This window comes from Chungangia koreensis, assembly GCF_042651785.1.
Lineage (GTDB): Bacteria > Bacillota > Bacilli > Bacillales_A > Planococcaceae > Chungangia > Chungangia koreensis.
Map to the genome: position 1 here is coordinate 54,574 of NZ_JBHSEC010000022.1, position 25,406 is coordinate 79,979.

Sequence of the window (25,406 nt, forward strand, 5' to 3'; positions counted from 1 at the left end):
ATTGAAAAATGATTTTGGGTGTCAGCCCCTTTAGTGCATTCTTTTAACCGCAATTAAGGCATTTCATTTCTTTCAGAGTAAGGTTTGTTTTGCTGAAGGAGTTTTAGGGCAAAAGCATAATAAAGTGATAAAGAAAGGGAGAGGGTATGTTTAAACAATTCTTCTTGAAAATTAAGGAGGGTACATGGTTCATTCCTGCAGTCTACACAACAGTGGCGTTAATTTTAGCCATCACTGTCGTATACGTAGATTATTCTTTGAACGCATTTTACCCTGAGATATTTCTTGTAGATCTGGACTTAAGCAAAACTATTCTTGGAACAATTGCTGGTTCGTTACTGACCATGACTACCATTACATTTTCTACCACAATGGTTGTTTTAACTACATACTCCTCTCAATTTTCACCAAGGACCCTGCAGAATTTTATTCAGGACCCGGTGACGATGAGGGTGCTTGGTGTCTTCATTGGGGGATTCGTTTATTGCATTTTCACGTTGCTATTTATAAGGGAATCTTTCGGAAATACGGTTGCATCGGCTACAATTGGCGTTTTGATTGCATTTGTGTGTCTTGCCTTCTTCGCCTTCTTCATCTATCATGTCGCCACATCCATTCAGGTCGGAAAGCTAATCGAGAGGCTTACGGATGATGTACTGGGTCTGATAAGGAAAGAAAAAGAAATGATTGAGGAAAATGAAAGTGTATCTCTGATGGAAGTCCGGCCGTCGATTTTATTTGAAGAAAAGACTGTAAAGGCCAAACAGTTTGGATATATTCAGGATATTAATGAAGAAAAGCTGATACAGCTTGCTGCTGAACAGGGCAGTACCATTGAGGTCCTAAAGCCAATCGGACATTTTGTGACAGAAAAGCAAAATCTGCTTTGTATCGTCAATCAGGAAAAAGTTCCAGAAGGCATTGAGGATGCTGTAATTATTGGAGTAGAGAGGACCACCTATAAAGATGTGGAATTTGGTCTACAAAAAATTGCTGAAGTTGCATTAAGAGCGGTATCCCCGGGGATCAATGACCCTAATACCGCCATCCAGTGCATAAAGTCCTTAAGTGTATGCCTGTCTGCAGCTGCACATTTAAATGGGAAGGTTAAAACTATTTCAGATAACGATGGAAAGATTCAAGTTCTCATACCGCAACGTCCATTCGAGGACCTTTTGTATACTTCCTTCAGACAGATTAGCCATTATGGAAAAGATGATTTTTCAGTCATGAAGGCAATTTTTAAGGCGCTGGAGGAAATAGATTCAGGCAGTGGGCCGGCAGTACGGAATGCCCTTAATAAGTTCGCAGATTATCTGAAAGAAAAAGTGGAAACTGCTGCGCTCAACCAATCTGAGAAGGATGAATTATACAATTCACCAGTGATTGCAGACAGTACAGATTCCGGCTTATAAGGCAGTATAAGGTGCTTGTTACTTACCGGATCATAGCCATAGCTATCGTTGCTCTCATAAGTTAATTGTTTATGTTTAATCCAATAGCCTTTTATAATCTCAAAACCATACGAGACGACTGCTCTTTAAGAGAGTAGTCCATGTCCTTCGGGAAGAACTTAACGAACTGGTGGAGGATATATAAAAGAAATCTTTCAGTAAGTAATTATAAGAATTATTGCGGGAATACGTTAATCTTCCATACAGCTTTTCTCTGAAACTTATAATGATACACAATCGTATACATTTAAATAAGGATAGCAGAGAGGGAGGCAGTGTTATGAAAGAGCTTTATATCAAACAAAAGGTGTTTAGTCTAAGTGGTAAGTTCACAGTTAAGGATCAGCAGGAAAACGATGTGTATGTCGTAGAAGGTAGTTTCATGCAGATTCCTAAGACGTTTTCGATTATGAATACAGCGAGAGAAGAGGTCGCCCTGATTACGAAAAAAGTGTTAAGTTTTTTGCCTACTTTTTTTGTTGAAGTCAATGGGCGGGAAGTCTTGACGATTAAGAAGGAGTTTTCCTTCTTTAAACCAAAATACACAATTGATGCGGTAGGCATTGAAGTTCACGGCAACTGGTGGGATATGGATTTTAACCTACTGCAAGATGGTGAAGTCGTCGGTCGCGTTAGTAAAGAGTGGTTCACTTGGGGCGATAGCTACAAGGTGCAGGTCTTAGACGATGCCATGGAGACTATTGTAATTGCCCTGGTTGTCGCCATTGACTGCGTAAAAGCAGATCAAGCTGCTTCGTCAGCAGCGACTATGTAAAAATCAACTAATAAGAAAGCAGGGAGAACTCAAATGGTTGTCCCTGCTAGTTTTTATTAGGTTCCTAATCTTGGATTTGTGTCAGTCCAAGATGGTTACCTTCAATTGTTTTCTACCAAAATTGATAGCATCTTGTCTGTTGGGAATAAATACGTCAATTCTATTTCCTTTAATAGCTCCACCCGTATCACCGGCAATTGCTTCTCCGTAGCCTTCTACATGAACTTTACTGCCAAGAGGTATAACTGATGGGTCAACTGAGATCACCCTTGCATTTGGGTTTTCTTTTAGGTTAATTCCCGTTGCTGTAATACCTGAGCATCCTTCACATGAAGCTGTGTAAGCTGTAGCTTCTACTGTAATTTCTTTTGCGCCAGCAACATTTGTTGTTTTTGCTTGTTGCTCTGAAGAATTCTTTTTCTCTTTCGTTTCTGAAACAGCTGGTACAGCAGATGTATTATCTGTTGGTGCTTTAGCAGCTGGTACTGCACTTTCTTTTGACGCAACTGGAACAGAAGGCACAGTTTTATCACCAGGAGTACCTTCAAAGATTACCAGATTTAAATTAGGATGAATGAGATCAGACTGTAACTGATTCCATTCTTTTATTTGCGAAACCGTCACGGCATGATCACGTGCAATGTTCCATAACGTGTCACCTTGTTTAACAGTATAGTTTTTTTCTTCGGAAACGGTTAATACATCCCCAGGATGAATTAAATCTGAAGTAAGCTGATTCAGCGATTGGATATTCTCAACGGTTGTGTTATTTTCACGTGACAGGTTCCATAGTGTATCGCCCTGTTGAACGGTAATCGTTGCAGCTTGTACATTAGCACCTACAGTTACAGAGAGTACGGCAACTGGAATGATTGAGATCATTTTTTTAAACATTTCTTTCCCCTCCATTTTCTTCGTTTGCTAATTCCACAAGTGTAATCCTAACATAGATCGCACTGAGAAAAAGAACAGGGAGATGTTAATTCAATTACGTATGTCGCAGATATATTGCAATAATATTTCAGTCGAAAATTAGGTTGAAATATTTGAAGGAGCGGTCAATAACATTTGAAAGATTGTTGAACAGAAACTTGTCCTTCCTTATTCAAAGAATAAAAAGGACTGTTGGGGAAATTTATTTCCATCCAACAGTCCAATCATAATCTTCACGTATTTTTCTCCTTTAATATTCTCCTTTAATAACAAAGAATGAGCCTCGAATCGTTCCAGCTAATTTAGATTTCTGCCTTGCGAACTTAAATTTCCCTTCTAATTCCTTTGGAATATCCATTCCTTCAGCAAGTTTAAATCCAACAGCACGCTTCTTAGGATCATCAATAGTATACAAGACGTTAACTTCAAGACCATCTTCATAAAAGACATAGGCCCATCGGATATTTTCCACTAAAAAAAGAGAGGTTTCCAAAGGTTTGGCGGCAAATTCCAAATCACGTTCCTCTTTCAATACTCTGTTCACGTAGTCGATGGTTTCCTGACTTTCGTTAGCCGGCACAACCGTAAATTCATGCTTATATTTGTTCATAAAGTAACGGGCTTCGTTTGCTCTTAAACCGGCAAGCGCTTCAGCTACTGGTGAAGATTCTAAGCCAATTATGGAAACATTTTTAAAATCAACAATATAGGACATTTCTAGCTCCCCTTCATTATTTCCTTACGACAGGAATCCACATTTCACCAAAGACTAAGCCGTTTCGTTCACCCATTTCAACAGTTGCATTCGGTCCACCTACATAGGCAACTTCCTTCGCTTCTCCCAAGACTTGACCGAAAGCAATGCCGGTCAACATGTTACTTAACTCTTCTGACGTCTGGGCTTCCCCTCTGACCACTACGTATTCACCTTGAGGGAATTGGATCATTCGTGTTGCTTCCGGCATCGATTTCTCTGCCAAAACACCAGCATAATACATCATTTTGTTATTTACCGCTTCATTTACTGCAAATACATAATCATTTGAAGCAACGGACTTTAGCGTTTCAAATGTCCCATCTTCTTTGATGGCCTTCCAAAAATCCATCTTTTCTTTGTTGATTCCTGCAAAGTCTGTGTAATGACTTTTAAGCTCTGTGCCAATTCCTAAAACCGAAAAGCTGTCTTTTTCTTCAATAGAATAATTTGTCATGGTCAAAACCTTCCTTTTCAACTAATTTTGTTCTTCGCTTGTTATGTTTATAATAGCCTTAAATGATGTCAAAAAATGATACTGTTTAGAGGTCCTAATGAAAAAAGTTGAACGAATCAATACGATTATGCGGTACATCAATAATCGCAGTCACTTTACCATTTCTGAAATCATGGAGGAATTTAACATTTCTCGTTCCACAGCAATCCGAGACATTCGAGAAATCGAAGCAATGGGGATGCCGCTTGTCGCAGAAGTAGGGAGGGACGGAGGTTATTTTGTCATGAATAACTCAGTTCTGCCCACTGTACGTTTTACCGATCATGAGATCAAGGCTCTTTTCATCGCCTTTATGGCAACAAGAAATCAACAACTTCCCTATTTAAAAAGTCGGCAGTCCATAGCTGAAAAATTACTTGGTCTGATCTCGGAAAATCAGCAAGATAATCTTGTTATTTTGAATCAAATTTTGTTATTTGAAGGGACGAATCCTTTTAATCCGGACCTGCTTGAAATGTCAGACCTTCCTCATCCGATGTTGGAAAAACTTATACAAACCCTTCTGGTAGATCGCACTTTGCTAATTACACTTGAAGAAGGAGCGGAAACAAAGTCTTATCACATTTTTCTTTTACATCTTCATCATGAAAATGGCCAGTGGCTAATCGAAGGATTTGATTTAAAGGAAGAAAAGAGACGTTTTTTCTCGGTCGACAATCTGATCGATGTCAAAACAAATTCTACGAAACAAAGGGTAAAAGAGAAAAGGATTTTAGAAAAACTGAGTGAACGGGAAGAAGTGATTAACCTTGTCATTGAGCTTGGTCCAAAGGCAATCGCCCAGTTCAAAAAATACCAACCTTTGAAAGTTTCAATTTCCTATACGAATCCTTACCAGACGACAGCGATTCTTAAGACTTTCGTGAATGTTCATCATTCAGATGAATGGAATGAAATCACGAATTGGATCCTCTTTCTTGGTGAGGATATTACGGTAAGGGAAGTGCCTCAGGAAGTCTTGAAAGTTTTACAAGAAAGGTACAGATTATTCTGTCCATAGGCAGTGTCAGTTAAAACCCAATCGCTCTGCATTGACAGCCGATCAGAGCACGAAATTGAAAAAGACTGTTGGGAGTTAAATTACTCTCCAACAGTCTTGATGTAAGTTCGTATTCTAATTGTAAGGATGTCTAATTAATTTCGGATGAGATAGTCAAATGCACTTAAGGATGCAGTTGCGCCTGAACCCATCGAAATAATTATTTGTTTATATGGGCTGTTTGTGCAATCACCTGCTGCAAACACGCCTGGGGTGTTCGTTGAGCCGCGTTGATCGATGATAATTTCACCGAACTTCGACCGCTCGACTGTTTCGCCTAACCAGTCTGTATTCGGAACAAGACCGATTTGGACAAATACTCCTGCAAGTTCAATATGCTTAACGTCTCCTGATTCACGGTCAACATAAGAAATTCCATTTACCTTATCAGTCCCGGTAATTTCTTTTGTTTGGGCATTCGTCAGTACTGTTACATTCGGAAGACTTTGTAGGCGATCTTGAAGAACGGAATCCGCTTTGAGCTCTGAGTTATATTCAAGAACAGTTACGTGATTTACGATCCCTGCAAGGTCGATTGCCGCTTCGACGCCGGAGTTTCCTCCACCGATTACAGCTACGTCTTTGCCTGCAAACAAAGGACCATCACAGTGAGGGCAGTAAGCCACACCTTTATTCTTAAATTCTGCTTCACCAGGTACGCCTATGTTGCGCCAGCGTGCACCTGTAGAAAGGATGACGGTTTTACTCTTCAGAACCGCGCCGTTTTCAAGTTCAATCTCGATGAGATCTTTCTTTTCCAAACGCTTGGCGCGTTGTAAATTCATGATATCGATGTTGTACTCTTTCACGTGTTCTTCAAGACTTGCCGCAAACTTCGGTCCTTCAGTGTGCTTGACACTGATGAAGTTTTCAATGCTCAGCGTGTCCAATACTTGACCCCCAAAGCGCTCTGCAACGATACCAGTACGAATGCCTTTACGTGCTGCATATATTGCCGCACTTGCACCTGCTGGTCCGCCTCCGACGACAAGTACGTCGTATGGGTCTTTATCCGCAAACTCGGACGCATCTGGAGTACTACCCATTTTAGAAAGTAATTCTTCCAGTGACATACGTCCGCTGGAGAAAGGTTCTCCATTTAGGAACACAGTCGGTACCGCCATGATGTCCTTGCTTTCAACCTCTTCTTTAAATGCCGCACCGTCAATCATCGTATGCGTAATATTAGGATTGAGGATACTCATCAAGTTTAATCCTTGTACGACTTCAGGACAGTTTTGGCAAGTTAAGCTAATGTAAGAGTCAAAATGGTAGTTGCCTTCAATGTTTCTAATTTGATCGATCACTTTTTGATCGACTTTCGGAGCTCTTCCGCTCACTTGCAAGAGAGCCAACACTAAAGAAGTAAATTCATGACCAAGAGGAATACCGGCAAAAGATACTCCGGTATCTTCACCGACACGGTTTACACTAAAGCTTGGTGTTTTTTCTAATTGAGTTTTCTCAACTTTAATGCGGGATGACATGGAGGCTAGTTCATTAACCAGCGCCTCCATGTCCTGTGAAACTTTGTCAGATCCAACACTGACTTTGAGCACTACATCGTTTTCTAACAGTTCTAGATATTGGCCTAATTGTGCTTTTATATCTGCTTCTAACATTATGGTCAAACTCCTTAAATTTTGCCTACAAGGTCAAGGCTTGGCTTAAGAGTATCGCCGCCTTCTTCCCATTTTGCAGGGCAAACTTCTCCTGGATTGTTTCGTACATATTGTGCTGCTTTAATCTTGCTAACAAGTGTGCTTGCGTCACGGCCAATACCGTCAGCATTGATTTCCGCTGCTTGAACAATACCGTCTGGATCGATGATGAACGTACCACGTTGTGCTAAGCCAAGCTCTTCGTCCAACACATCAAATCCACGGGAAATTCTTTGAGAAGGGTCACCAATCATTACATATTCAATTTTACCAATCGCTTCTGAATGATCGTGCCAAGCTTTATGGGTGAAATGAGTGTCTGTAGAAACGGAATATACTTCAACGCCTAAACTTTTAAGCGTAGCGTATTGGTTTTGAAGATCCTCTAATTCAGTCGGGCAAACGAATGTAAAGTCAGCAGGGTAGAAGCAAACAACACTCCATTTGCCTTTCAGGTTTTCTTCAGTAACTTCAATAAAATCACCATTTCCTGCATCATACGCAGAAGCATTGAATGGTTGGATTTCTTTTCCGATAAGTGACATAAGTAATTTCCTCCTAAGATGTTTTTTAGAATCACCATAGTATGTGAAATTGTCTTGGACAAATAGCCAAAACAAATAAAAAACAATATTAATTAAAGTTTCTGTAGCAACCTAAATTAATATTGTTATTTAACTATAATGATTCTAATCCTATCTCTATTGTGATATGAAAGAAAAAATTTGTCAAAGAAAACACCCCTGTGAATCGAGGTATTCATTAAACTCATGAAATGTGGGGTTACTCAACAATTATTTTGTTACATGTAAATATGTTTATATTTTCAGAATAATATTAACTATCAGTTACATGGAATAGTTCTCATTTAAATAGAAAGTAAGAAGAAACGTTTAGACGCTCAACATCGTAAGTGAATTTTTATAAAACAAGCTCAAAATCATAATAAAACAACTCACCTATCGCAGATGAGTTGTTTTTTGAAATATATAGTTTTTCCTATATGACGTGTTCTAACTAACTACTTATTGTCTGCCTTTCGTTAAAGGAATCGACTCGTATTCCTCTGGATCGATTTCATATACCGAACCATCCGTTACGCCAGTGACGATCCCCAATAACCCTCTTTCAACTGCTTTTACAAGTTGGCCTTTTTTCTTTTGGCCAAAGCTTTGAGTCTGTCCTCTCACTTCAAATAATACGGTTCCACTTCCGTTAAGAGCGAAGGTTCCCAGTGCTGTTCCGGGCAGATCTAATGATTGTGGATACAATGTAATGTTTTTGAATGGTGAATTTCCGGTTTGTAAAGCGTCAAAAACTGCAACGTTCAATTGTCGCGAGAAATCATAATTATAGTTGTCCGCGTACTCAGCATATTTACTGCCGGCTTCCGTTGTTGGGTTTGGAACGAATTGCCCGGAAATAGAGAAGGTAACTAAATCGTCTGTACCGTCTACTTCATAATATGGTGCCTGGTGGTGTAAATCGACAAACACTTCTACCTTTCCATACTCTTCAACGAGTGATTTGTAGACATCGCGAACGGTCTGGGATTCTGGAGTAATGTACCATCCGGCAGTTGAAGAGTTTCCGGGGAAGTCTTCCGCTTTCGGAACATAATTTAGATCCGGATTAAAATCACGATTTACGTCAAAACCAGGTTGTGACTCATAATCGAAAAATGAGTTCTTGTATGTATAGTAGTTCCAAGGTGCAGAAGCATTTCCTAACTGAGGGAAATCCTCGACAACCTCTTGCCAGCTCATTACATTCCCACGGCGGCTTAACTCAGATGCATCTGGGTTCATTTTAGGCAATGCGACCACCGTTACTTCTTCCCGAATTTTCTCAGCCTCCGGAGAGTTTCCACCTAAGAATTGAAGAAGGCTTAATAACGATTCTGTTCCGACCGGTTCATTTCCGTGAATTTCACTATTAATCAGGATTACCTTCTCACCAGAGCCAACAGTGGCCTTCCAAATTTCTCTTCCCTGATTGGAATAACCTGCTGCCTCAACTGCAACTTTGCCTTGGCTGTTTTGGACAAGTTGTTGAAGCTTCTTACTTAGTTGAGCATGGTTTGTAAAACCTTCAACAGATAGAACCTGCTGCTCGGGTGTTGCTGGCGAAGGTTGACCTTCGGCTAATACAGGTGTTGCAAGACTTGCAGCTAAAGCGATTGCACCCATCGTTGAAACGAATTTTCTTTTCCTCATTAATTAACCACTCCTATCGAAATTTAATTAATAGTGTGAATTTTCACTATTGTTATATCAGTATAGGAGAAGTGATCGTTTAAGTTAATAGGCGTAAGTGTTTATTCTTTCGATAGGCTAAATGTCTTCCGTGTTAGAGGGAGTAATAGAGGGGAAATCCAGTCTCTCCAACGTATTGTTTGATTATGAATAGTTTTTGGCTTGGGTTTTACTATGAAAAAGGTCGCAGGACATTTGATTAAATGATGTTTTGTACTATTTTTTGGACAGATCGGAATGCAACTAAAGGATTGGATGACCTTACAATTACTTAGTAAAGAATAATGTTTTTGTACGGGTAGGGTAAGGGGGAAAATCAGTTATTTGCTTATAAATACTCTTTTATCATCGATTCCTTCATCATTTTCGTCATTACTATAATTGGAAGGGTTTTTGTGCGACAATAAAATAAGCTTCAAGGGAATACTGAAATTTAAAGGAGGTAACTTAAATCTTATGAAATATACACAAACACAAATGCAAAAACTTGTTAAAAACAATAAAGAACTGCAAAAACGCTTAAAAGAGCTAATGAAAGAACATCAGTTGGAGAAAAACTTCGCACTTAAGGCCTTATATCATTCAGAAGTGGCGGAAGGCGGAAAGTATCAATCGGATTACCAAGCACTGGACTCACACAAGGAGTAGTGGTTGACTAAATTAACCGATGTAGATAGAAGTTAATTAACAGTAAAATGTTAACAGGGAATCATAAATGATTTCCCTGTTTTTCGTTCAAGTGACGCTTTTCCAGCACATTTTACTGAATCGGTATTGTACTTACAGAATAAGCGATTAAAGTAAAAATCACGTTAGACAAAAAGAAACGCAAAGCACGTTTTCAATAAGTGCAGTTAATCCGCATCTTCCTCTTCGCGAGCTTTTTTTATTTCTTCGATCTCCTTCATATGTTCTTGGTACTCCTCGTCCACTTCCGAAGTAGTTGGAATAAATGATTCCTTATTATAATCGACTCGTTTTCCATATCTGATCATTTCATAGATAATCATGCCGTTATTAGGCTTTTCGTTGACAGTTATCATTGGAATTACATCAAACAATACATAATAAAACGCATAAAAAACGAAACGGTTCCAAAATGTTTTGTAATCCTCAGCCCACCCATTGGCAACTAAAAAATTGATAACAAGGGCAAGGGAAAGGTTCATTAAAATGGGTCCTGAATAAATACAAATATAAGCAAACTTACTTTTTCGTTTTAATCCGTCATACGAAAACCAACTATACAAATGATAATATTTGCGAATATCAATCATGCCAAGTTTAAAAAGTCGAGGACCGGAACCGATTGTAAGCCTGGGATTTTCGACGCCAAACAACCAGCTGACAACCAAATAACCTGTTTCCCGTATAAACACAACAACGGGCAAGATGATAAATGCCGAAATAATTAGAGATACGAGTTCAGAAAGTCCAATCATTTATACACATCCCCACTATAATCTCCCTTTGCTTGATACCCTGGTTTCTAAATTTAAATCATCGGTGAATTCATAGTTAAGACCTTTTTGATGAATTTCAAGGAAGAAGTACTTTAACGAAAATAGATTCACCGACAAGCATTTCATTGAAATTATCGAACCTTTCTGTGTATGGTTTAGTATTCAAGAAGAGTTCTTGGTTATCCACTTCCATATATAGTATGATAATATAGTTATTTTTTTTATAATTTGATACACTATATAGTGGACTATAATTCTACAGGGAAGTATGTAAGCGCTTCGGTTTAGAGTGGGAGGCAGCTTGTATAAATTCCTGCAAATCTATATATAAGGATGTTGTTAAACGATGAGCAACAGCGGAAGCAAAACTCAAACAGAAGTCATTCTGATTGGCGCGGGTATTATGAGTGCAACGTTGGGGACATTTCTGAAAGAACTCGCTCCGGACTGGAAAATTACTGTGTTTGAAAAATTAGACAAACCAGGTGAAGAAAGCTCGAATGAATGGAACAACGCCGGAACGGGCCACGCTGCACTTTGTGAGCTCAATTATACCCCGGAAAAGCAGGACGGTACCGTTGATATTAAGAAAGCCATCAAAGTAAATGAGCAGTTCCAACTCTCCAGACAGTTTTGGTCTTTCTTGATCAATAATGGACTCATTAAAAATCCACATGATTTCATCATGCCAATTCCACATATGAGTTTAGTGGAAGGGGAGCAAAATGTTGCATTCCTTAAAAAACGTTTTGAGGCATTAACAGCTAATCCATTATTTGAAGGAATGCAGTTTTCAGATGATCCTGAACAACTGAAAGAGTGGATTCCAGTTATTATGAATGGCCGGAAACCAGAGGAACGAATTGCAGCTACAAAAATTGATTCCGGGACTGATGTGAACTTTGGTGCCTTGACTCGTTTACTTTTTGATCATCTCAAAAACAAAGGCGTTGAGGTTAACTATAAGCATAGTGTCAAAGACATTAAGCGTAAAGATGGTTCTTGGGAATTGAGAGTACAGGACATGGATCGTGGAGCGGTCAATACACATTCAGCAAATTTCGTCTTCATTGGTGCAGGAGGCGGAAGCTTACCATTGCTTCAAAAAACGGGCATTCCTGAATCGAAGCATATTGGCGGATTCCCGGTAAGCGGTCTCTTCTTAGTATGCAAGAATCCGGAAGTTATTGAAAAGCATCATGCGAAAGTGTATGGAAAAGCGAAGGTCGGCGCACCGCCGATGTCAGTACCACATTTGGATACTCGTTACATCGATGGCAAAAAGTCGTTGCTGTTCGGTCCATTTGCAGGTTTCACTCCTAAATTTCTGAAACAGGGTTCGAATCTTGATCTATTCGGTTCGATTAAACCGAGTAATGTCTTTACCATGCTTGCTGCAGGTGCAAAAGAAATGAAGCTGACAAAATATTTGATTCAACAGCTTATGTTGTCAAATGAAAAGCGGATTGAAGAGTTACGAGAATTCATTCCCGACGCGAAGCTTGAAGATTGGGATGTAGTCGTTGCTGGTCAACGTGTCCAGGTTATTAAAGATACAGATGCAGGTAAAGGAACGCTTCAATTTGGTACGGAAGTCGTTAGTGCTGCCGATGGTTCAGTTGCAGCGTTACTAGGCGCTTCTCCAGGAGCATCGACTGCTGTCCATGTCATGCTTGAAGTGATGAATCGTTGTTTCCCGCAACAATTCAAAGAGTGGGAACCGAAAATTAAAGAAATGATCCCATCTTATGGACTGTCTTTATCTGAACATCCGGAACTTTTCCGTGAACTTAATGATTCCACAGCTGTCACACTGGGATTGGTTGAGAAAAATGAGTTGGCAGACCAGCCGTTAGATGAAGAGGATGTTGCTCAACCTGAAGACGAACAGGTTGTTGCACCTTTGGATGAAGTGTCAGATGACGATCATATTTCAGAAACTATTGAAGAAGCAGATCCTGAAGTGACAGATGAGATGCTAACCGATAAGTCCAAAGGCGAATAGAGATACAAAAAAAGAAACCATCGATGGTTTCTTTTTTTTGTGAGAATAGAGTTCTACTTTTCCCCGAAAATTGCTTTGCTGAATTTTCCCTAAAATGATAACATATAATTGAATATTTAGAATAAATCAAAAAGGGGTGGAGAAATGGTTACGTTTTTGGTGTGTATTGCTATTTTAATCGTTGGTTATTTCACGTACGGGAAGTTTGTAGAGAAAGTTTTTGTACCAAAGAATGAACGGCCGACACCAGCATATGTCAATGCGGATGGGGTAGACTATGTACCGATGTCGACGCCGAAGAACTCACTAATTCAGCTTCTTAACATTGCGGGTACAGGTCCTGTATTTGGACCCATTGCCGGGGCTTTGTATGGACCGGTCGCATTTATCTGGATTGTTGTAGGTTGTATTTTTGCCGGAGCGGTACATGATTATTTAACTGGAATGATTTCAATCCGAAACAAAGGGGCTCATTTACCTGAGCTTGCATCTAAGTTTTTAGGAAATATTATGAAACATGTTGTAAACGTTTTCGCACTTTTACTATTACTATTAGTAGGTACGGTATTTGTCACTTCTCCAGCGATGCTGATCAGTAATATGATGGATGGAAAAGTAGCATTGGCTTTAATTGTAGGGGTTATTTTCGTTTATTATATTTTGGCTACTTTGCTGCCAGTAGATAAGATTATCGGTCGCCTCTATCCGTATTTCGGAGCATTATTGGTCCTTTCGGCGGTAGGAGTGGGTATTGGACTGATTGTTACCGGTGCACCGATTCCTGAGCTTTCGTTTAGCAACATGCATCCAAGCGCGCTACCGATTTTCCCAATGCTGTTCTTTACCATCACTTGTGGAGCATTATCAGGATTCCATGCCACACAAACACCTATTATTTCCAGAACAACTCAGAAAGAGAACCAAGGACGTAAAATTTTCTATGGTATGATGATCGCTGAAGGAATTATCGCTATGATTTGGGCCGCAGCAGCTATGAGCCTGTTTAACGGGTATGGCGGATTAAATGAATTGCTTGCAGCAGGCGGACCTGCCGCTGTTGTTAGCGAAGTCTCATTACTAATGTTGGGTTCAATTGGAGGAACACTTGCAGTATTAGGCGTAATCGTATTGCCGATCACATCAGGGGATACAGCATTCCGTGCCGCACGTATGATCATTGCGGATTACTTCAAGTGGGGCCAAGCAAAAATCGTAAGCCGTTTATGGATCGCGATCCCGCTATTCGTCATTTCATATGGTTTAACAAAAATAGATTTTAATCTTTTATGGCGTTATTTCTCCTGGGCCAATGGTGTAACCGCTGTCATTGCTTTATGGGTTGGTGCTATGTACCTCTTCCTACAGTTTAAGAACCACTGGATTGCCACAGTGCCAGCTGTATTCATGACTTCTATGGTATTCGTATATATTCTATACGAACCAACTATGGGCTTCGGTATTCCATTAGAGGCTTCCTATATCGGAGGAGTTTTGGCAACTGTCGCTATCACAGCCATGTTCTTTATCTCTGGATTGAAGAAGCGTGGAACCGGATTCCTGTACGACGAAGACGTATCGAGTTTCAATAAGGCAGTTGCTTAATCTGAATTATATATGAGAGCCTGGATTCCAGGGTCTATTACATTCCTTGAGGAATAGTGGAAATATATACTAACAGAGAAACTGAACGATTTATTAGTTATATTAAATCATGATAAATAATTCCTTCCAGTCTGGAAAAACTATGTGTGATTCGTGAATGGAAGGAGTCCGGTGTCATGAAAGATCGAAAGCCGCCTCATCAGCAGTTGACGGTGAAAGATAACGGCTTAACCTCGTCACAAGAAGTGCTGTACCAGCAGGAATTTAAGCGTGCAGACAAAGCAACTGAAAAAAGCAGAAAAAAATGAAAACAAGCCCTCGATTGCTATTTGCAATGGGGGGCTTGTTTTTACTAGTTCTTCTTCACAATGAAGCTTAAATGGCGTCCACTTTTCTTATCTTGCCTGTAAGAAAATCCTTCGGGACTGATATACGTGCATGTACGGTCAATCACTATGTGATCAGATGGGATTCCGGCAATTTCACATTGTTTTTTTACAGTTAGCTGATTGTCGATATGGTATTTGCCTGTCTCTTCCTTAAAATACATAAACTCTTCCGCATAACCTAACTTGTTGAATTTTACATAGACATCTTCATCGACTTCGAATTTCTCTTGGCTAAGTGCAGGCCCTAAATGCACATGGAGATTTTCTGGCCTACAACCCTCTGTATCAATTATTTGCTTCATCACCGCAGAAGTTATCTCTTTTACAGTACCTTGCCATCCGGAATGAATGACACCGATCAATCCCTTTACATCGTCATAGAAAATTACTGGAACACAGTCCGCTGTGAAGGAGCATAATACGATATTCGGTTCAAAGGTGTATAGTGCATCTGTATCGGCGATAGCGGTATCTTGGAAAGTGGCACCACGTCCCTTGTCTGCCGCTGTTACTTTATAAAAATTGTGACTATGTGTTTGATTGGCGCATACGAATGAATTTAGTTCGGTGTCTAATAATAATGCTAATTCTTGCCGATTCTCCAATATAGTATCAGGATCTACACATGCATGGAGTGCCATGTTGCCCATCTCCGGAGCATCTGAATCCTTCAGTGTGATACCAGCTATAATATTGTTATTTCTGTACAGTTTTGTTTTCATTTCATCACCCTCCTTCAATATATACAAAGGAATGTATGGTGTATAGGATTGGAGAGAAATCGGTCAGGAAGTCCTACTCATTTAAACTCTATTGCATTAGATTCAATTTTTCATTGAGGGAGATAGAATTTCAGAGAAAATGGGTATAGGTGGCTTCCGGTGTAAAGGGAGCTGCTTTTTTTCCACGGATTAAAGCACTATCTTATTTCCTCCTAAAATTAGGCGTATAATGAAGATAAAAGAAGATTCCACGTAGAAAGGTCGATCGATATGACACAAATGGATACGGTTAAATTGACATCCTTAACGACGAAAGGGGGATGTGGCTGTAAGATTGGACCATCGGATCTCTCGGAAGTGATGAAGATGCTTCCCCCTCAACCAAAGAACCCAAACTTGCTTGTCGGATTGGAGACGAGCGATGACTCGGGTGTCTATCAACTGACAGAGGATTTGGCTATTGTGCAAACAGTAGATTTCTTTACTCCAATTGTTGATGATCCATATGATTTCGGACAGGTAGCAGCGACAAATGCCATTAGTGATATTTATGCGATGGGTGGAAAACCCTTAACGGCTTTGAATATAGTGGCGTTTCCGATCAGCAAATTAGATAAGAGTATCTTAGCTGATATATTACGAGGAGCATCGGATAAGCTAAAAGAGGCGGGAGTTACTCTAGTAGGCGGTCATTCCATTGATGATGCTGAACCGAAATTCGGATTGGCTGTGACAGGAGTTGTAAATCCTAAAAACGTGAAAACGAATGCTGCTGCGCAATCGGGAGATAAACTCATTTTGACAAAGCCGATCGGTGTCGGTATTATGACGACTGCATTGAAGCGGGGATTATTGGATGAAAGTCAAATTGCACGTGTAACGAAAGTAATGACAACATTGAATAAGTCTGCGGCAGAAGCAATGGAGCCGTTCGACGTTCATGCGTGTACGGATGTGACGGGCTTTGGACTCTTAGGTCACGCTACTGAAATGGCAGTAGGTGCAAATGCTGGCCTTCGGATTTATCGGGACCAGGTTCCAGTATTAGAAGGTTCACGTGAGCTTGCAGACCAGGGAGTCCTTCCAGGAGGCTCGAAAAATAATTATTTGCATGTCCGAGATATGGTGACATTCCCGGAGGATATGGAATTGACCGATCAATACTTATTATGTGATGCTGTCACCTCCGGAGGACTTCTTATAAGTGTTGGTGAAGGAGATGCAAAACACCTATTAGAAAAGCTTAAAGAATCCGGTTTAGAAGCTGCAATTATTGGTGAAGTTATAATCAACGGAAAAGGTCATGTTTTTGTAGAATAGAAGAATCGTCCTTTTGGAGGCGGCATTATGTTCAGCACTATTACAGTAGAAGAATTGGTTCCCGTTATGGAAGAGCGGAAGATGACATTGATTGACGTACGTTCCCCGTCAGAGTATGAAGAATTTACAATCCCAGGGAGTGTGAATATCCCTTTTTTTAGCGATGAAGAACGGGCAGAAATCGGCACGATTTATAAACAAGTGAGTGTGGAAGCGGCAAAAGAGAGAGGGTTGGAAATCGTTTCTTCTAAGCTGCCTTCATTCATCAAGGAATTTAAGAATATTGAAGGGGATAAGACGGTGTTTTGCTGGCGCGGTGGCATGCGCAGCAGAACAACGGCTACCTTGCTAAGCTTAATGGGAATCCATGTGAATCGCTTGGATGGCGGCATACGGTCCTATCGCCAATGGGTAGTCAGCCAGCTTGAGGAGTTTCCAGTTAAAAAGGCTTTCGTTTTAAACGGAATGACCGGAACAGGAAAAACGAAAATATTGAGGGCGCTTCAGGATGAAGGGTATCCGGTGATCGATCTTGAAGGGATGGCAAATCATCGTGGGTCCATATTTGGCCATATCGGTTCAAATCCGAACACTCAAAAGAAATTCGATTCGTTACTTATTCAAAGACTTCGTGAACTTCAAGAAGCACCGTATGTTCTCTTTGAAGCTGAAAGCCGCAGGATCGGGAAGGTTTACATCGCTCCCTTTTTAACAGTAATGAAGCAGGAAAGTACTCAAATTATTATCGAAATGCCGATGGAGGCCCGAGTAGCTGAAATTTTGGAAGATTATCGGCCATGGGAATTTCATGAACAATGCAAGGAAGCATTTTCGCTTATCAAATCCCGAATTCATACCCCGATCGCCAAAGAGATTGAAGATCAGCTCAACACAGGAGAGTACTCATCCGCAATTCAAAACCTACTTCAACACTATTATGATGCTCGATATACGCATTCCTCTCTGCAATATCCGGAGGAAAATAAGATCGTAGTAAAAGCTAACTCGATTGAGGAAGCGATTGAAGCCATTAAACGACATATACACAGAGTTGCAAACTCTGACCAAGTCCGTTTCTCCATTTAGGAGAAGCGGTTTTTTTGAGTAACTAATACTATTTAACAAATCGGAAAATTGGTTCTTTCCTCATTTGACTCGAAAAGCTCATAGTACATGCCGATAAAACAGGAGGAATATACGTGTAGTCAGGAGGAAATTAGGATTGAAAAAGTTTACTTTTAAGAAAATCCAATACAAGATTTTATTTGGGTTCATTTTATTATTTGTACTGGTGTTACTATTAAATTCCGTTACAAGTTTCACTTTGTTGAAATCCAATGAACAAACAGAAAAACTGATCAATCAGGAACTTGAACACTTTACAGTAAGCAAGGAGCTTGAAAAAGACCACTCCATGCGAACGAACTTCCTACAGTCCTATCTTCTTTACGGCGATCAAACGTCTAAAGACTTGTTCTATAGTTTGGAAGAAAAGACTCTCCAATTGGAGGCAAAACTTCTACAACTAAATAACGGTGACGAAGCAACAACAAAACTAATCAGTTTGAAAAAAGATTGGTCGGAAATGTCTGAGCTCATGTTCGAATATTACGATTCTGGAAATGTAGATCAAGCGAACGATGTCATGGTGTCCGGGATTACACCAATATCCCAACAGATTGTAATGGACCTACAAGATCGTGCACTTAAACAAGAATCTCTTATGAAAGAAATGGGTGCGGATACAGTAAAAGCGGGTTCCTCTACCTTTATGACAAGCGTCATTCTTACTATTGTTATGATCATTGTCGGAGTGGTTATTGCCATTTTAACCTCACAATCCATTACAAGACCTATTAAACTGGTTATGGACAGAATGAAAGCAATTGCTTCCGGTGATATCAGTAAGGAACCACTTCCGGTAAAAACAAAGGATGAAACGGGTCAGTTAATCGCATCTACGAATGTCATGGCAAGTAATATGCAGCAAATGCTACGTAAAATCGGAGAAGTTTCCGTTACCGTTGCAAAGCAGGGTGAAGAACTGGCTGCAGCTGCTTTAGAGACAAAAACTGGTGCAACACAGATTACCGCTACCATGCAGGAAATGGCCGGCGGATCTGAAGTTCAAGCGAACAGTGCAGCCGAGCTTGCTTCAGTCATGGGAATCTTTAGTGAGCGTGTTTCAGAGGCCAATGAAAAAGGCGACCGCGTTCATGACTACTCCACTTCTGTCTTATCGATGACATCAACAGGCAGCCAAATGATGGATGAGTCGAAAGAACAAATGGAAACGATAAATGAACTAGTGAAAGATGCTGTTCTAAAAATGGAAGGATTGGACGCTGAAACCCAAGAAATTACGCAGTTAGTTTCCGTCATCCAAGATGTAGCAGCCCAAACGAATTTATTGGCATTGAATGCAGCTATTGAAGCTGCCCGTGCAGGGGAACAAGGAAAAGGATTTGCAGTTGTAGCAGATGAGGTCCGTAAGCTGGCCGAACAAGTATCCAGTTCCGTCACGGATATTACCGAAATTGTTACCAAGATTCAAACTGAATCTAACATGGTCGCCAAGTCCTTAAAGGGCGGCTACGCGGAAGTGGAAAAAGGTACTGAACAAATTGCTGAGACAGGAAATACGCTTAACGAAATTACCTCTTCCGTGACAAGAATGGTAGCTGACATTACAGAGGTTTCCGAAAACCTGACAACACTTGCAGCCAATACACAACAGATGAACAACTCAATTGAAGAAATTGCTTCTGTTTCTGAAGAAGCTGCTGCAGGAATGCAACAAGTCGTAGCTACAACAGAACAGGCCGGAGCTTCGATGGATCAGATTGCCGCAAGTACAGATGAACTGACAAAACTTGCTGAAGAGCTAAACGGTTTAGTAAAACAATTTAAGATATGATTTAAATCCGCTCCCTACTTCTAAGGGAGCGGATTTTTTATCACGTAGCGCAAGTCTCTTAGAAGCGATAAAATGAAAATAGAGTCTATTTTCGGGGAGCAATGAGATGATGACAACGAGAGAACTGAAGATGCTGCAAAGGGAAGTAACGTTATTAAGGGCTGACGGCAAATATAAAGAGACTATTAACAAAGGGATGGACCTTCTCGAAATCGGAAAAGAACTAAAGGATCCTAAATCCCAACTAGTTGCATTGCTTAACATTGCAGCTTGCTACTACAGTATCGGTGCAATCGGCGAGGCTTTTGAGTCAATTGATAACTACCAGAAAATCTGCTATAAATTTGGCGATTCTGAAGATTACCTGCAGTTATATAACGTTCTTTTTTTGCTCTATGAATATCATAAGGACTATGAACGAGCGATTGAAACATTAGAAAAGAGCAAAGATCTTGCCCTGAAATTAAAGAAATACAATATCGCAAGTAATGCTTACAGTAATTTAAGTCATGTGTTCATGGAGAAAGGGAATTTTGCTGGAGCACTAAAAATGGCTAATGCAGGACTTGAAATGGCTAAATTTCATGAACCGGAAAGCCCTCTCTTAGAGTTCCGGGTTAAATTGAATATTGCAAAGGCTCTAATTGGAACTAAAGCCTTGGACAAATCAATTGAAATGATTGAACAGATGGTAAAAGAACCGGTATTAGAGGCTAATCCCAGAGAAATGGCCCAATGCTATATGCTTTACGGTGAATGGTATGCGGCAAATGGAAAAACGGCAGATTCACTCCATTTTTTCGAAAAAGCGAAAGACATTGTGGAAGGATACAGTGACCATTACCTTCTTAAATCCATTTTGGAAGAAATGATCAGACTTTCAGAAGTAAAGAGGGATTATGAAAGAGGATTCTATTTTCAAAAAGAATATATATCACTGTTAAAAGATATAAATGAACAGGAATTGTCCAAGAAAGCGTTGAAGCTGGATTTAAAATATAGGCTCTATGAGACAGAAAAAAGAGCGAATACAGATTCTTTAACGGGAATTTTTAATCGGGAATACATTGAGAATAAAGTGGATGACTGGCTCAAATCAGGGAGTTCCGTAGTATGTATAGTCTTTGACATCGATGATTTCAAAAAAATCAATGACAATTACGGACATCTATTTGGTGATGAAGTCATACGGAATACAGCTAAAGCATGTAATTCTTTGATTGAAAAAGAAGAGTTATTCGGAAGGTATGGCGGAGATGAATTTGTAATTTTGATGAAAGAGTCCACGTTGGAAAAAGGACGAGAAAAGGCTAAATATATTCAGCAAACGTTGGAGCATTTGCTCGAAGAAAAAGCTGGCACAGCGTTGACTTTACGTACTAGCTTCGGTGTTTCAAGCAGCAGACAAGGGTCAGCAAAAACGTTCAAAGAACTCTTCCATCTTGCAGATCAGGCACTTTATAAGGCAAAAATGAACGGGAAAAACCAGATCATGTATGAGTCTCAATAATCCTTTTATCGCTGTTTTGTCATCGCTTCTTGAGGGTATGATTAAACTTGAACACAATTGTAAAGATTGGGTACATAGAGATCTAATCGTAGGAGGAGTTTCACCATGGCCCTTACACCTCAGCAGCGTATTGAATTGCATGAGTTTAATAACTTGACGAAGACACTTAGTTTTAATATGTATGACGTTTGCTATACGGAGACAAAAGAAGAGCGGGAAGCCTATATCGAATATATCGATGACCAATATAATGCAGATCGTCTGACGACCATTCTGAATCATGTCGCTGAAATTATCGGTGCACATGTATTAAATGTGGCAAAACAAGACTATGTGCCGCAAGGGGCAAGTGTGACCATGCTGGTATCGGAAGGCCCGGTCGTTGAAGTCCCAAAGGAACATTTTGAAGAATCCCCCGGCCCACTGCCGGATAATGTCGTACTGCAATTGGACAAAAGCCACATTACGGTCCATACGTATCCTGAGTATCATCCGAATGAAGGAATCAGTACATTCCGGGCAGATATTGATGTTTCAACATGCGGGGAGATTTCACCGCTAAAAGCTTTGAATTATTTAATCCATTCCTTTGATACAGACATTATGACGGTCGATTACCGAGTAAGAGGATTTACCCGGGATATAACAGGCCACAAACTATTCATCGACCATGAGATCAATTCCATACAAAACTTCATTCCTGACGAAGTGAAAGCGGAATTCGATTTGATTGATGTGAATATTTATCAAGAAAATATCTTCCATACGAAATGTAAGTTAAAGGACTTTGATCTGAATAATTATTTGTTCGGGAAGAAGAAAGAAGATCTTTCACCCGACCAACAAGAAGAGATTGCTCAAAAATTGAAAATGGAAATGGATGAAATTTTTTACGGGAAGAACATAATCGATTAAACGAGGAGATTCCTAAATAACCATTCCTCTTCAGAAGTCCATAAAAAGGAAGGAGCCTGCTTTCAATACTAAGCAGGCTCCCTCTTTTGCATTTTTAATTGATATTTATTTTTCAGAAGCGGTTATTCCACTTGGTTCGTTTTCTTTATGTGTCAACAATTCCATAGGAATAATATCTCCATAAGTCAAATCTTCCTCGTAAAAGGCACTGAAATCCGTTTCAAAGAAAGTTGGTGACTTTTCCCATTCTTCCTTCGGCAATGTTACAACAAATGTACCGTCCTTTTTGGGGATTGTTACTGAGTACTCTACATCCTTATCGACATCTAAGCCGATCAATGTACCTTTATATACTGCTCCAGGAGCCGTCTTTGCAACCAATGTAGGAGGCGAATCCTGAATGATTGTACCTTCTTTAGGGAGGGTGATTTGGATATCAACCCCTATATCCTCAGGGAATAAAAATGCCTTATTGTTAGGGAGTGTATACTTGAGTCCATTATAGTGTACGTAGAAGTAATGATTTTCATCATCTTCAGGCAAGTAATACATTGCATATTCACCGTTTTCATTACTTGGATCTGACATTGAAAATCCTTCAACGCCATCTCTCCGAAGGTTTACAGTAGCTCCTTCAACGGGATTGCCGTCAGCGTCTTTGACATTCCCGGCAACTCGGTATTTAGAAGGTCCGAATGATGGATATTCCTGATTTTCTTCCATAATAGCACGTGCATGTACTTCAACAAGATCAGTATTTTCTTCAGAAGCTACCACTTTGTCTATAGCAAGGGGAAATTGCACGCTTAATTGTTCTTTTGTGCCTACAAGTGATTTTGCGGTTTCTTCATCAATTGATTCCCCGTTAATCGTTGCTTCATTAACAGATACTACCTCAATGTTTTTTACATCTAAAACACTTCGGTCTACATTGAAATGAAACTCACCGTTTTCATCGGTTTCAATTGTTCGTTTGTTTGATATTTGTACATTGGCACCGACTACTGGGTTCTCGCCTACTAACAATTTTCCTTTTACTTCTTCGTAATGTGAATGATCCATTTCCCAGTTGGCTATTGTTAGAGCGTCATTGCTTAATTCTAAGGAAGGTTCTCCAATTTCGTCGTTACAAGCAGTTAAGACAATTGCCAAAACCAAGGCTACCAATAGTAAAGATATTTTTTTCATCATTTAACTCCTTATCAGTAAAAAAGGGCAGCAGAAGTAAATCCTGCCGCCCCATTTTATTTTAAATGTTCAACACATTATTTGTGTGGATTAGAATCGACCTTTTCGCCAGAAGCTTCACCTTGAGTTTTATCTCCGCCTAAAGCGAAAACAAAGATTTGTGGATTTCTTCCTGCGGAAGTGATCATGATGTATGATTTGCCATCCACTTCAAAGATTGAAGGTGCTGCAGAAATTGTATCACCAGTTGTTTGGAATGCCCAAAGTTCTTCACCTGTTGCAGTGTCAAGAGCTTTTACTTTACCATCCAATTCACCGTAGAATGAAAGGCCAGTAGCAGTACTTGTCAAACCACCACGTTGCATATCAGGTGTGTCGATTTGCCATTTAACTTCACCAGTAGTAGTGTCGATTGCTGTAATTCTTCCGAAGGCTGGAACGTCAGCAGCTGGTGCATAAGATGTACCGAATGCCGCCGCACCTGCAGGACCTTCTTGTTGTGCTTCTTCTTCATTTTTAGCAGTTTTATAGATAACTGGTTGTTCAATTGAACCAATCAAAGCCAAGTTCAATTCTGGGTCAAATGTATCCGGTGCATAGTTTTGGCCACCTAATACCCCTGGGTAAGCAAGAACGCCTTCAGGTGTTGGTTCTGGGTGATCAATTTTACCGAATGCTACGTTTTCAAAAACAGGTTCTCCAGTTTCAGCATCGTATGCAAACCATTCTGCACCTTTTGTACCTACAATGACAAGTTTACGTTCTTCGCCGTCAACTGTTGTATTGATGATTGTCGGGCTGTCTGCTGTATCATAATCCCAAAGGTCATGAGCCAATTGTTGTTGTGCCCAAACCATTTTACCAGTATCAGCTTCTAAAGCGATAACTGAATTTGTATGCGGGTTAGCTCCAGGACGGCTTGCGCCAAAGAAGTCAGGAGCTGGGTTACCAGCTGAAATGTACATTAAACCAGTTTCTTCGTCAACGGAAGGTGGCATCCAAACTGCTCCGCCTCCTCCAAATAGACCTTCTGCTAACCAGTCTTCACCTTTTGGTGGAACTGTCCAGAAAGGTTCGTCCCAAGCAGGTGTTAAATCACTTGCATTGAACGCCATTTCGAATCCACGGACACCATTATCGCCGCCTGAACTACCGATGAAGATTTTTCCATCATAGTAAACAGGTGCAGTTGTTTCGTAGTAACCATTGTCGATTGTAATGTCAGGGAAGTAATCACTTACTTGGATATAGTCAACTGTTTCACCAGTTTCTTGGTCGATCGATACGACACCTACATCATTTGTAAGCATGAATACTTTTCCTTCAGCTACAGCAACACCGCGGTTAACGGAAGGCATGCCAGTACGTTCAATTGTATCCAAAAGTTCTTGGGAAGGTTTCCATTCCCATTTAACTTCTCCTGTTAAAGCATCAAATGCAAAAACGTAGTTATGAGAAGTAGATACATACGCTACTCCATCAATAACGATCGGATAGTTTTGGTTACCTGCAGGAATGTTTTCATCTAAATCTTTGAATTTAGCACTCCAAACAATACCTAAATCATTCACGTTATCCTTCGTAATTTCTTCAAAAGGAACGTGTCTGTTTAGGCCAAGGTCATAACCGAAAGTAGTCCAGTTACTGTAAGTTACCTCTTCAGATTTCTTGTCGCCTGTATTATCAGGTGCTTTGCCAGCATCTTGGTCGGTCGTACTTGTATCGGAGCAAGCCGAGAGAGCAAGAGAAGCAGCTAAGATCAATGCTGACCCAGATACTATTTTCTTATTCAAAATAATATCCTCCTCTTTTTTGTTATTTTTTTGAAGCAAACAAATGGTATCATAGCAAAATATATTATTCAAATAGATTGTTTGGATTTTGTAACAAACTCTTAACAAAGTCTTAATATTAAAGGGTTTTCAAAATTAAAATAATTCTTTTCTAAAAATTATCTTTATTGCAATAAAAGTATTATCTCTTGATA

At 40.0% G+C, this 25,406-nt stretch carries 22 protein-coding genes; 12 read left to right on the plus strand and 10 right to left on the minus strand.

Annotated elements, in window-relative coordinates; genetic code table 11:
* Window positions 1–164: 164 nt before the first annotated feature.
* Together ACFOZY_RS14965 and ACFOZY_RS14970 are read left to right on the plus strand one after the other, a co-directional pair.
* A complete protein-coding gene (locus tag ACFOZY_RS14965; protein ID WP_378156924.1) occupies window positions 165–1,415 on the plus strand; it encodes a DUF2254 domain-containing protein in 1,251 nt (416 codons plus the stop codon).
* Window positions 1,416–1,734: 319 nt separating this feature from the next.
* The gene (locus tag ACFOZY_RS14970) at window positions 1,735–2,229 is read left to right on the plus strand and encodes an LURP-one-related/scramblase family protein (RefSeq protein ID WP_378156926.1); all 495 of its coding nucleotides are present in this window, start codon (window positions 1,735–1,737) and stop codon (window positions 2,227–2,229) included.
* A gap of 81 nt (window positions 2,230–2,310) precedes the next feature.
* Here ACFOZY_RS14970 and ACFOZY_RS14975 read toward each other — a convergent pair whose 3' ends face one another.
* The 3 genes from ACFOZY_RS14975 to ACFOZY_RS14985 all read right to left on the minus strand — a co-directional run bounded on the left by ACFOZY_RS14975 (window position 2,311) and on the right by ACFOZY_RS14985 (window position 4,373).
* Entirely contained in the window at window positions 2,311–3,123 is an 813-nt protein-coding gene (locus ACFOZY_RS14975) for a LysM peptidoglycan-binding and 3D domain-containing protein (protein WP_378156928.1), read from the minus strand.
* A gap of 289 nt (window positions 3,124–3,412) precedes the next feature.
* Entirely contained in the window at window positions 3,413–3,877 is a 465-nt protein-coding gene (locus ACFOZY_RS14980) for a phage tail protein (protein WP_378156930.1), read from the minus strand.
* A 16-nt stretch (window positions 3,878–3,893) separates the two neighbouring features.
* The gene (locus ACFOZY_RS14985; RefSeq protein ID WP_378156932.1) at window positions 3,894–4,373 is read right to left on the minus strand and encodes a GyrI-like domain-containing protein; all 480 of its coding nucleotides are present in this window, start codon (window positions 4,371–4,373) and stop codon (window positions 3,894–3,896) included.
* 97 nt (window positions 4,374–4,470) lie between these two features.
* Between ACFOZY_RS14985 and ACFOZY_RS14990 the strand changes: the two genes are divergently transcribed.
* Entirely contained in the window at window positions 4,471–5,433 is a 963-nt protein-coding gene (locus tag ACFOZY_RS14990; protein WP_378156934.1) for a helix-turn-helix transcriptional regulator, read from the plus strand.
* 134 nt (window positions 5,434–5,567) lie between these two features.
* On the opposite strand, the gene ahpF is transcribed toward ACFOZY_RS14990, so the two are convergent.
* From ahpF to ACFOZY_RS15005, 3 genes are all read right to left on the minus strand, one after another.
* Window positions 5,568–7,094 (minus strand): alkyl hydroperoxide reductase subunit F, encoded by a 1,527-nt coding sequence (gene ahpF, locus ACFOZY_RS14995; protein WP_378156936.1) that lies wholly within the window; start codon window positions 7,092–7,094, stop codon window positions 5,568–5,570.
* A gap of 14 nt (window positions 7,095–7,108) precedes the next feature.
* Window positions 7,109–7,678, minus strand: coding sequence for an alkyl hydroperoxide reductase subunit C (ahpC, locus tag ACFOZY_RS15000; RefSeq protein WP_378156938.1), 570 nt, complete (start codon window positions 7,676–7,678; stop codon window positions 7,109–7,111).
* Between the two features lie 480 nt (window positions 7,679–8,158).
* Entirely contained in the window at window positions 8,159–9,349 is a 1,191-nt protein-coding gene (locus ACFOZY_RS15005; protein WP_378156940.1) for a M14 family zinc carboxypeptidase, read from the minus strand.
* A gap of 495 nt (window positions 9,350–9,844) precedes the next feature.
* Between ACFOZY_RS15005 and ACFOZY_RS15010 the strand changes: the two genes are divergently transcribed.
* On the plus strand, window positions 9,845–10,036 hold the full coding sequence (locus ACFOZY_RS15010) for a hypothetical protein (protein WP_378156942.1): 192 nt from the start codon (window positions 9,845–9,847) through the stop codon (window positions 10,034–10,036).
* Between the two features lie 206 nt (window positions 10,037–10,242).
* Here ACFOZY_RS15010 and ACFOZY_RS15015 read toward each other — a convergent pair whose 3' ends face one another.
* The gene (locus tag ACFOZY_RS15015) at window positions 10,243–10,830 is read right to left on the minus strand and encodes a hypothetical protein (protein WP_378156945.1); all 588 of its coding nucleotides are present in this window, start codon (window positions 10,828–10,830) and stop codon (window positions 10,243–10,245) included.
* Between the two features lie 367 nt (window positions 10,831–11,197).
* Here ACFOZY_RS15015 and ACFOZY_RS15020 point away from each other — a divergent pair, with 367 nt between their 5' ends.
* The 3 genes from ACFOZY_RS15020 (at window position 11,198) to ACFOZY_RS15030 (ending at window position 14,766) form a co-directional block, all read left to right on the plus strand.
* The gene (locus ACFOZY_RS15020) at window positions 11,198–12,856 is read left to right on the plus strand and encodes a malate:quinone oxidoreductase (protein ID WP_378156947.1); all 1,659 of its coding nucleotides are present in this window, start codon (window positions 11,198–11,200) and stop codon (window positions 12,854–12,856) included.
* Between the two features lie 144 nt (window positions 12,857–13,000).
* Window positions 13,001–14,458, plus strand: a complete 1,458-nt coding sequence (locus ACFOZY_RS15025) for a carbon starvation CstA family protein (protein WP_378156949.1) — start codon at window positions 13,001–13,003, stop codon at window positions 14,456–14,458.
* Window positions 14,459–14,604: 146 nt separating this feature from the next.
* Window positions 14,605–14,766 (plus strand): YfhE family protein, encoded by a 162-nt coding sequence (locus tag ACFOZY_RS15030; protein ID WP_378156951.1) that lies wholly within the window; start codon window positions 14,605–14,607, stop codon window positions 14,764–14,766.
* Window positions 14,767–14,810: 44 nt separating this feature from the next.
* On the opposite strand, the gene pgeF is transcribed toward ACFOZY_RS15030, so the two are convergent.
* Window positions 14,811–15,569 (minus strand): peptidoglycan editing factor PgeF, encoded by a 759-nt coding sequence (pgeF, locus tag ACFOZY_RS15035; RefSeq protein ID WP_378156953.1) that lies wholly within the window; start codon window positions 15,567–15,569, stop codon window positions 14,811–14,813.
* A gap of 279 nt (window positions 15,570–15,848) precedes the next feature.
* Between pgeF and selD the strand changes: the two genes are divergently transcribed.
* The 5 genes from selD to speD all read left to right on the plus strand — a co-directional run bounded on the left by selD (window position 15,849) and on the right by speD (window position 22,231).
* Complete coding sequence (gene selD / locus ACFOZY_RS15040) at window positions 15,849–16,889, plus strand: selenide, water dikinase SelD (RefSeq protein WP_378157379.1); 1,041 nt, start codon at window positions 15,849–15,851, stop codon at window positions 16,887–16,889.
* A gap of 27 nt (window positions 16,890–16,916) precedes the next feature.
* Complete coding sequence (mnmH, locus tag ACFOZY_RS15045; protein ID WP_378156955.1) at window positions 16,917–17,975, plus strand: tRNA 2-selenouridine(34) synthase MnmH; 1,059 nt, start codon at window positions 16,917–16,919, stop codon at window positions 17,973–17,975.
* Between the two features lie 136 nt (window positions 17,976–18,111).
* A complete protein-coding gene (locus ACFOZY_RS15050; RefSeq protein WP_378156957.1) occupies window positions 18,112–19,806 on the plus strand; it encodes a methyl-accepting chemotaxis protein in 1,695 nt (564 codons plus the stop codon).
* 106 nt (window positions 19,807–19,912) lie between these two features.
* Window positions 19,913–21,316: a tetratricopeptide repeat-containing diguanylate cyclase gene (locus tag ACFOZY_RS15055; RefSeq protein ID WP_378156959.1), complete on the plus strand. Its 1,404-nt coding sequence runs from the start codon at window positions 19,913–19,915 to the stop codon at window positions 21,314–21,316.
* Between the two features lie 105 nt (window positions 21,317–21,421).
* Window positions 21,422–22,231 carry an adenosylmethionine decarboxylase gene (gene speD / locus ACFOZY_RS15060; protein WP_378156961.1) on the plus strand — a complete coding sequence of 270 codons (810 nt, stop codon included), beginning with the start codon at window positions 21,422–21,424 and terminating at the stop codon, window positions 22,229–22,231.
* Between the two features lie 105 nt (window positions 22,232–22,336).
* On the opposite strand, the gene ACFOZY_RS15065 is transcribed toward speD, so the two are convergent.
* Window positions 22,337–23,422: a carboxypeptidase-like regulatory domain-containing protein gene (locus tag ACFOZY_RS15065; protein ID WP_378156963.1), complete on the minus strand. Its 1,086-nt coding sequence runs from the start codon at window positions 23,420–23,422 to the stop codon at window positions 22,337–22,339.
* A 74-nt stretch (window positions 23,423–23,496) separates the two neighbouring features.
* The gene (locus ACFOZY_RS15070) at window positions 23,497–25,212 is read right to left on the minus strand and encodes a pyrroloquinoline quinone-dependent dehydrogenase (protein WP_378156966.1); all 1,716 of its coding nucleotides are present in this window, start codon (window positions 25,210–25,212) and stop codon (window positions 23,497–23,499) included.
* Between the last annotated feature and the right edge of the window lie 194 nt (window positions 25,213–25,406).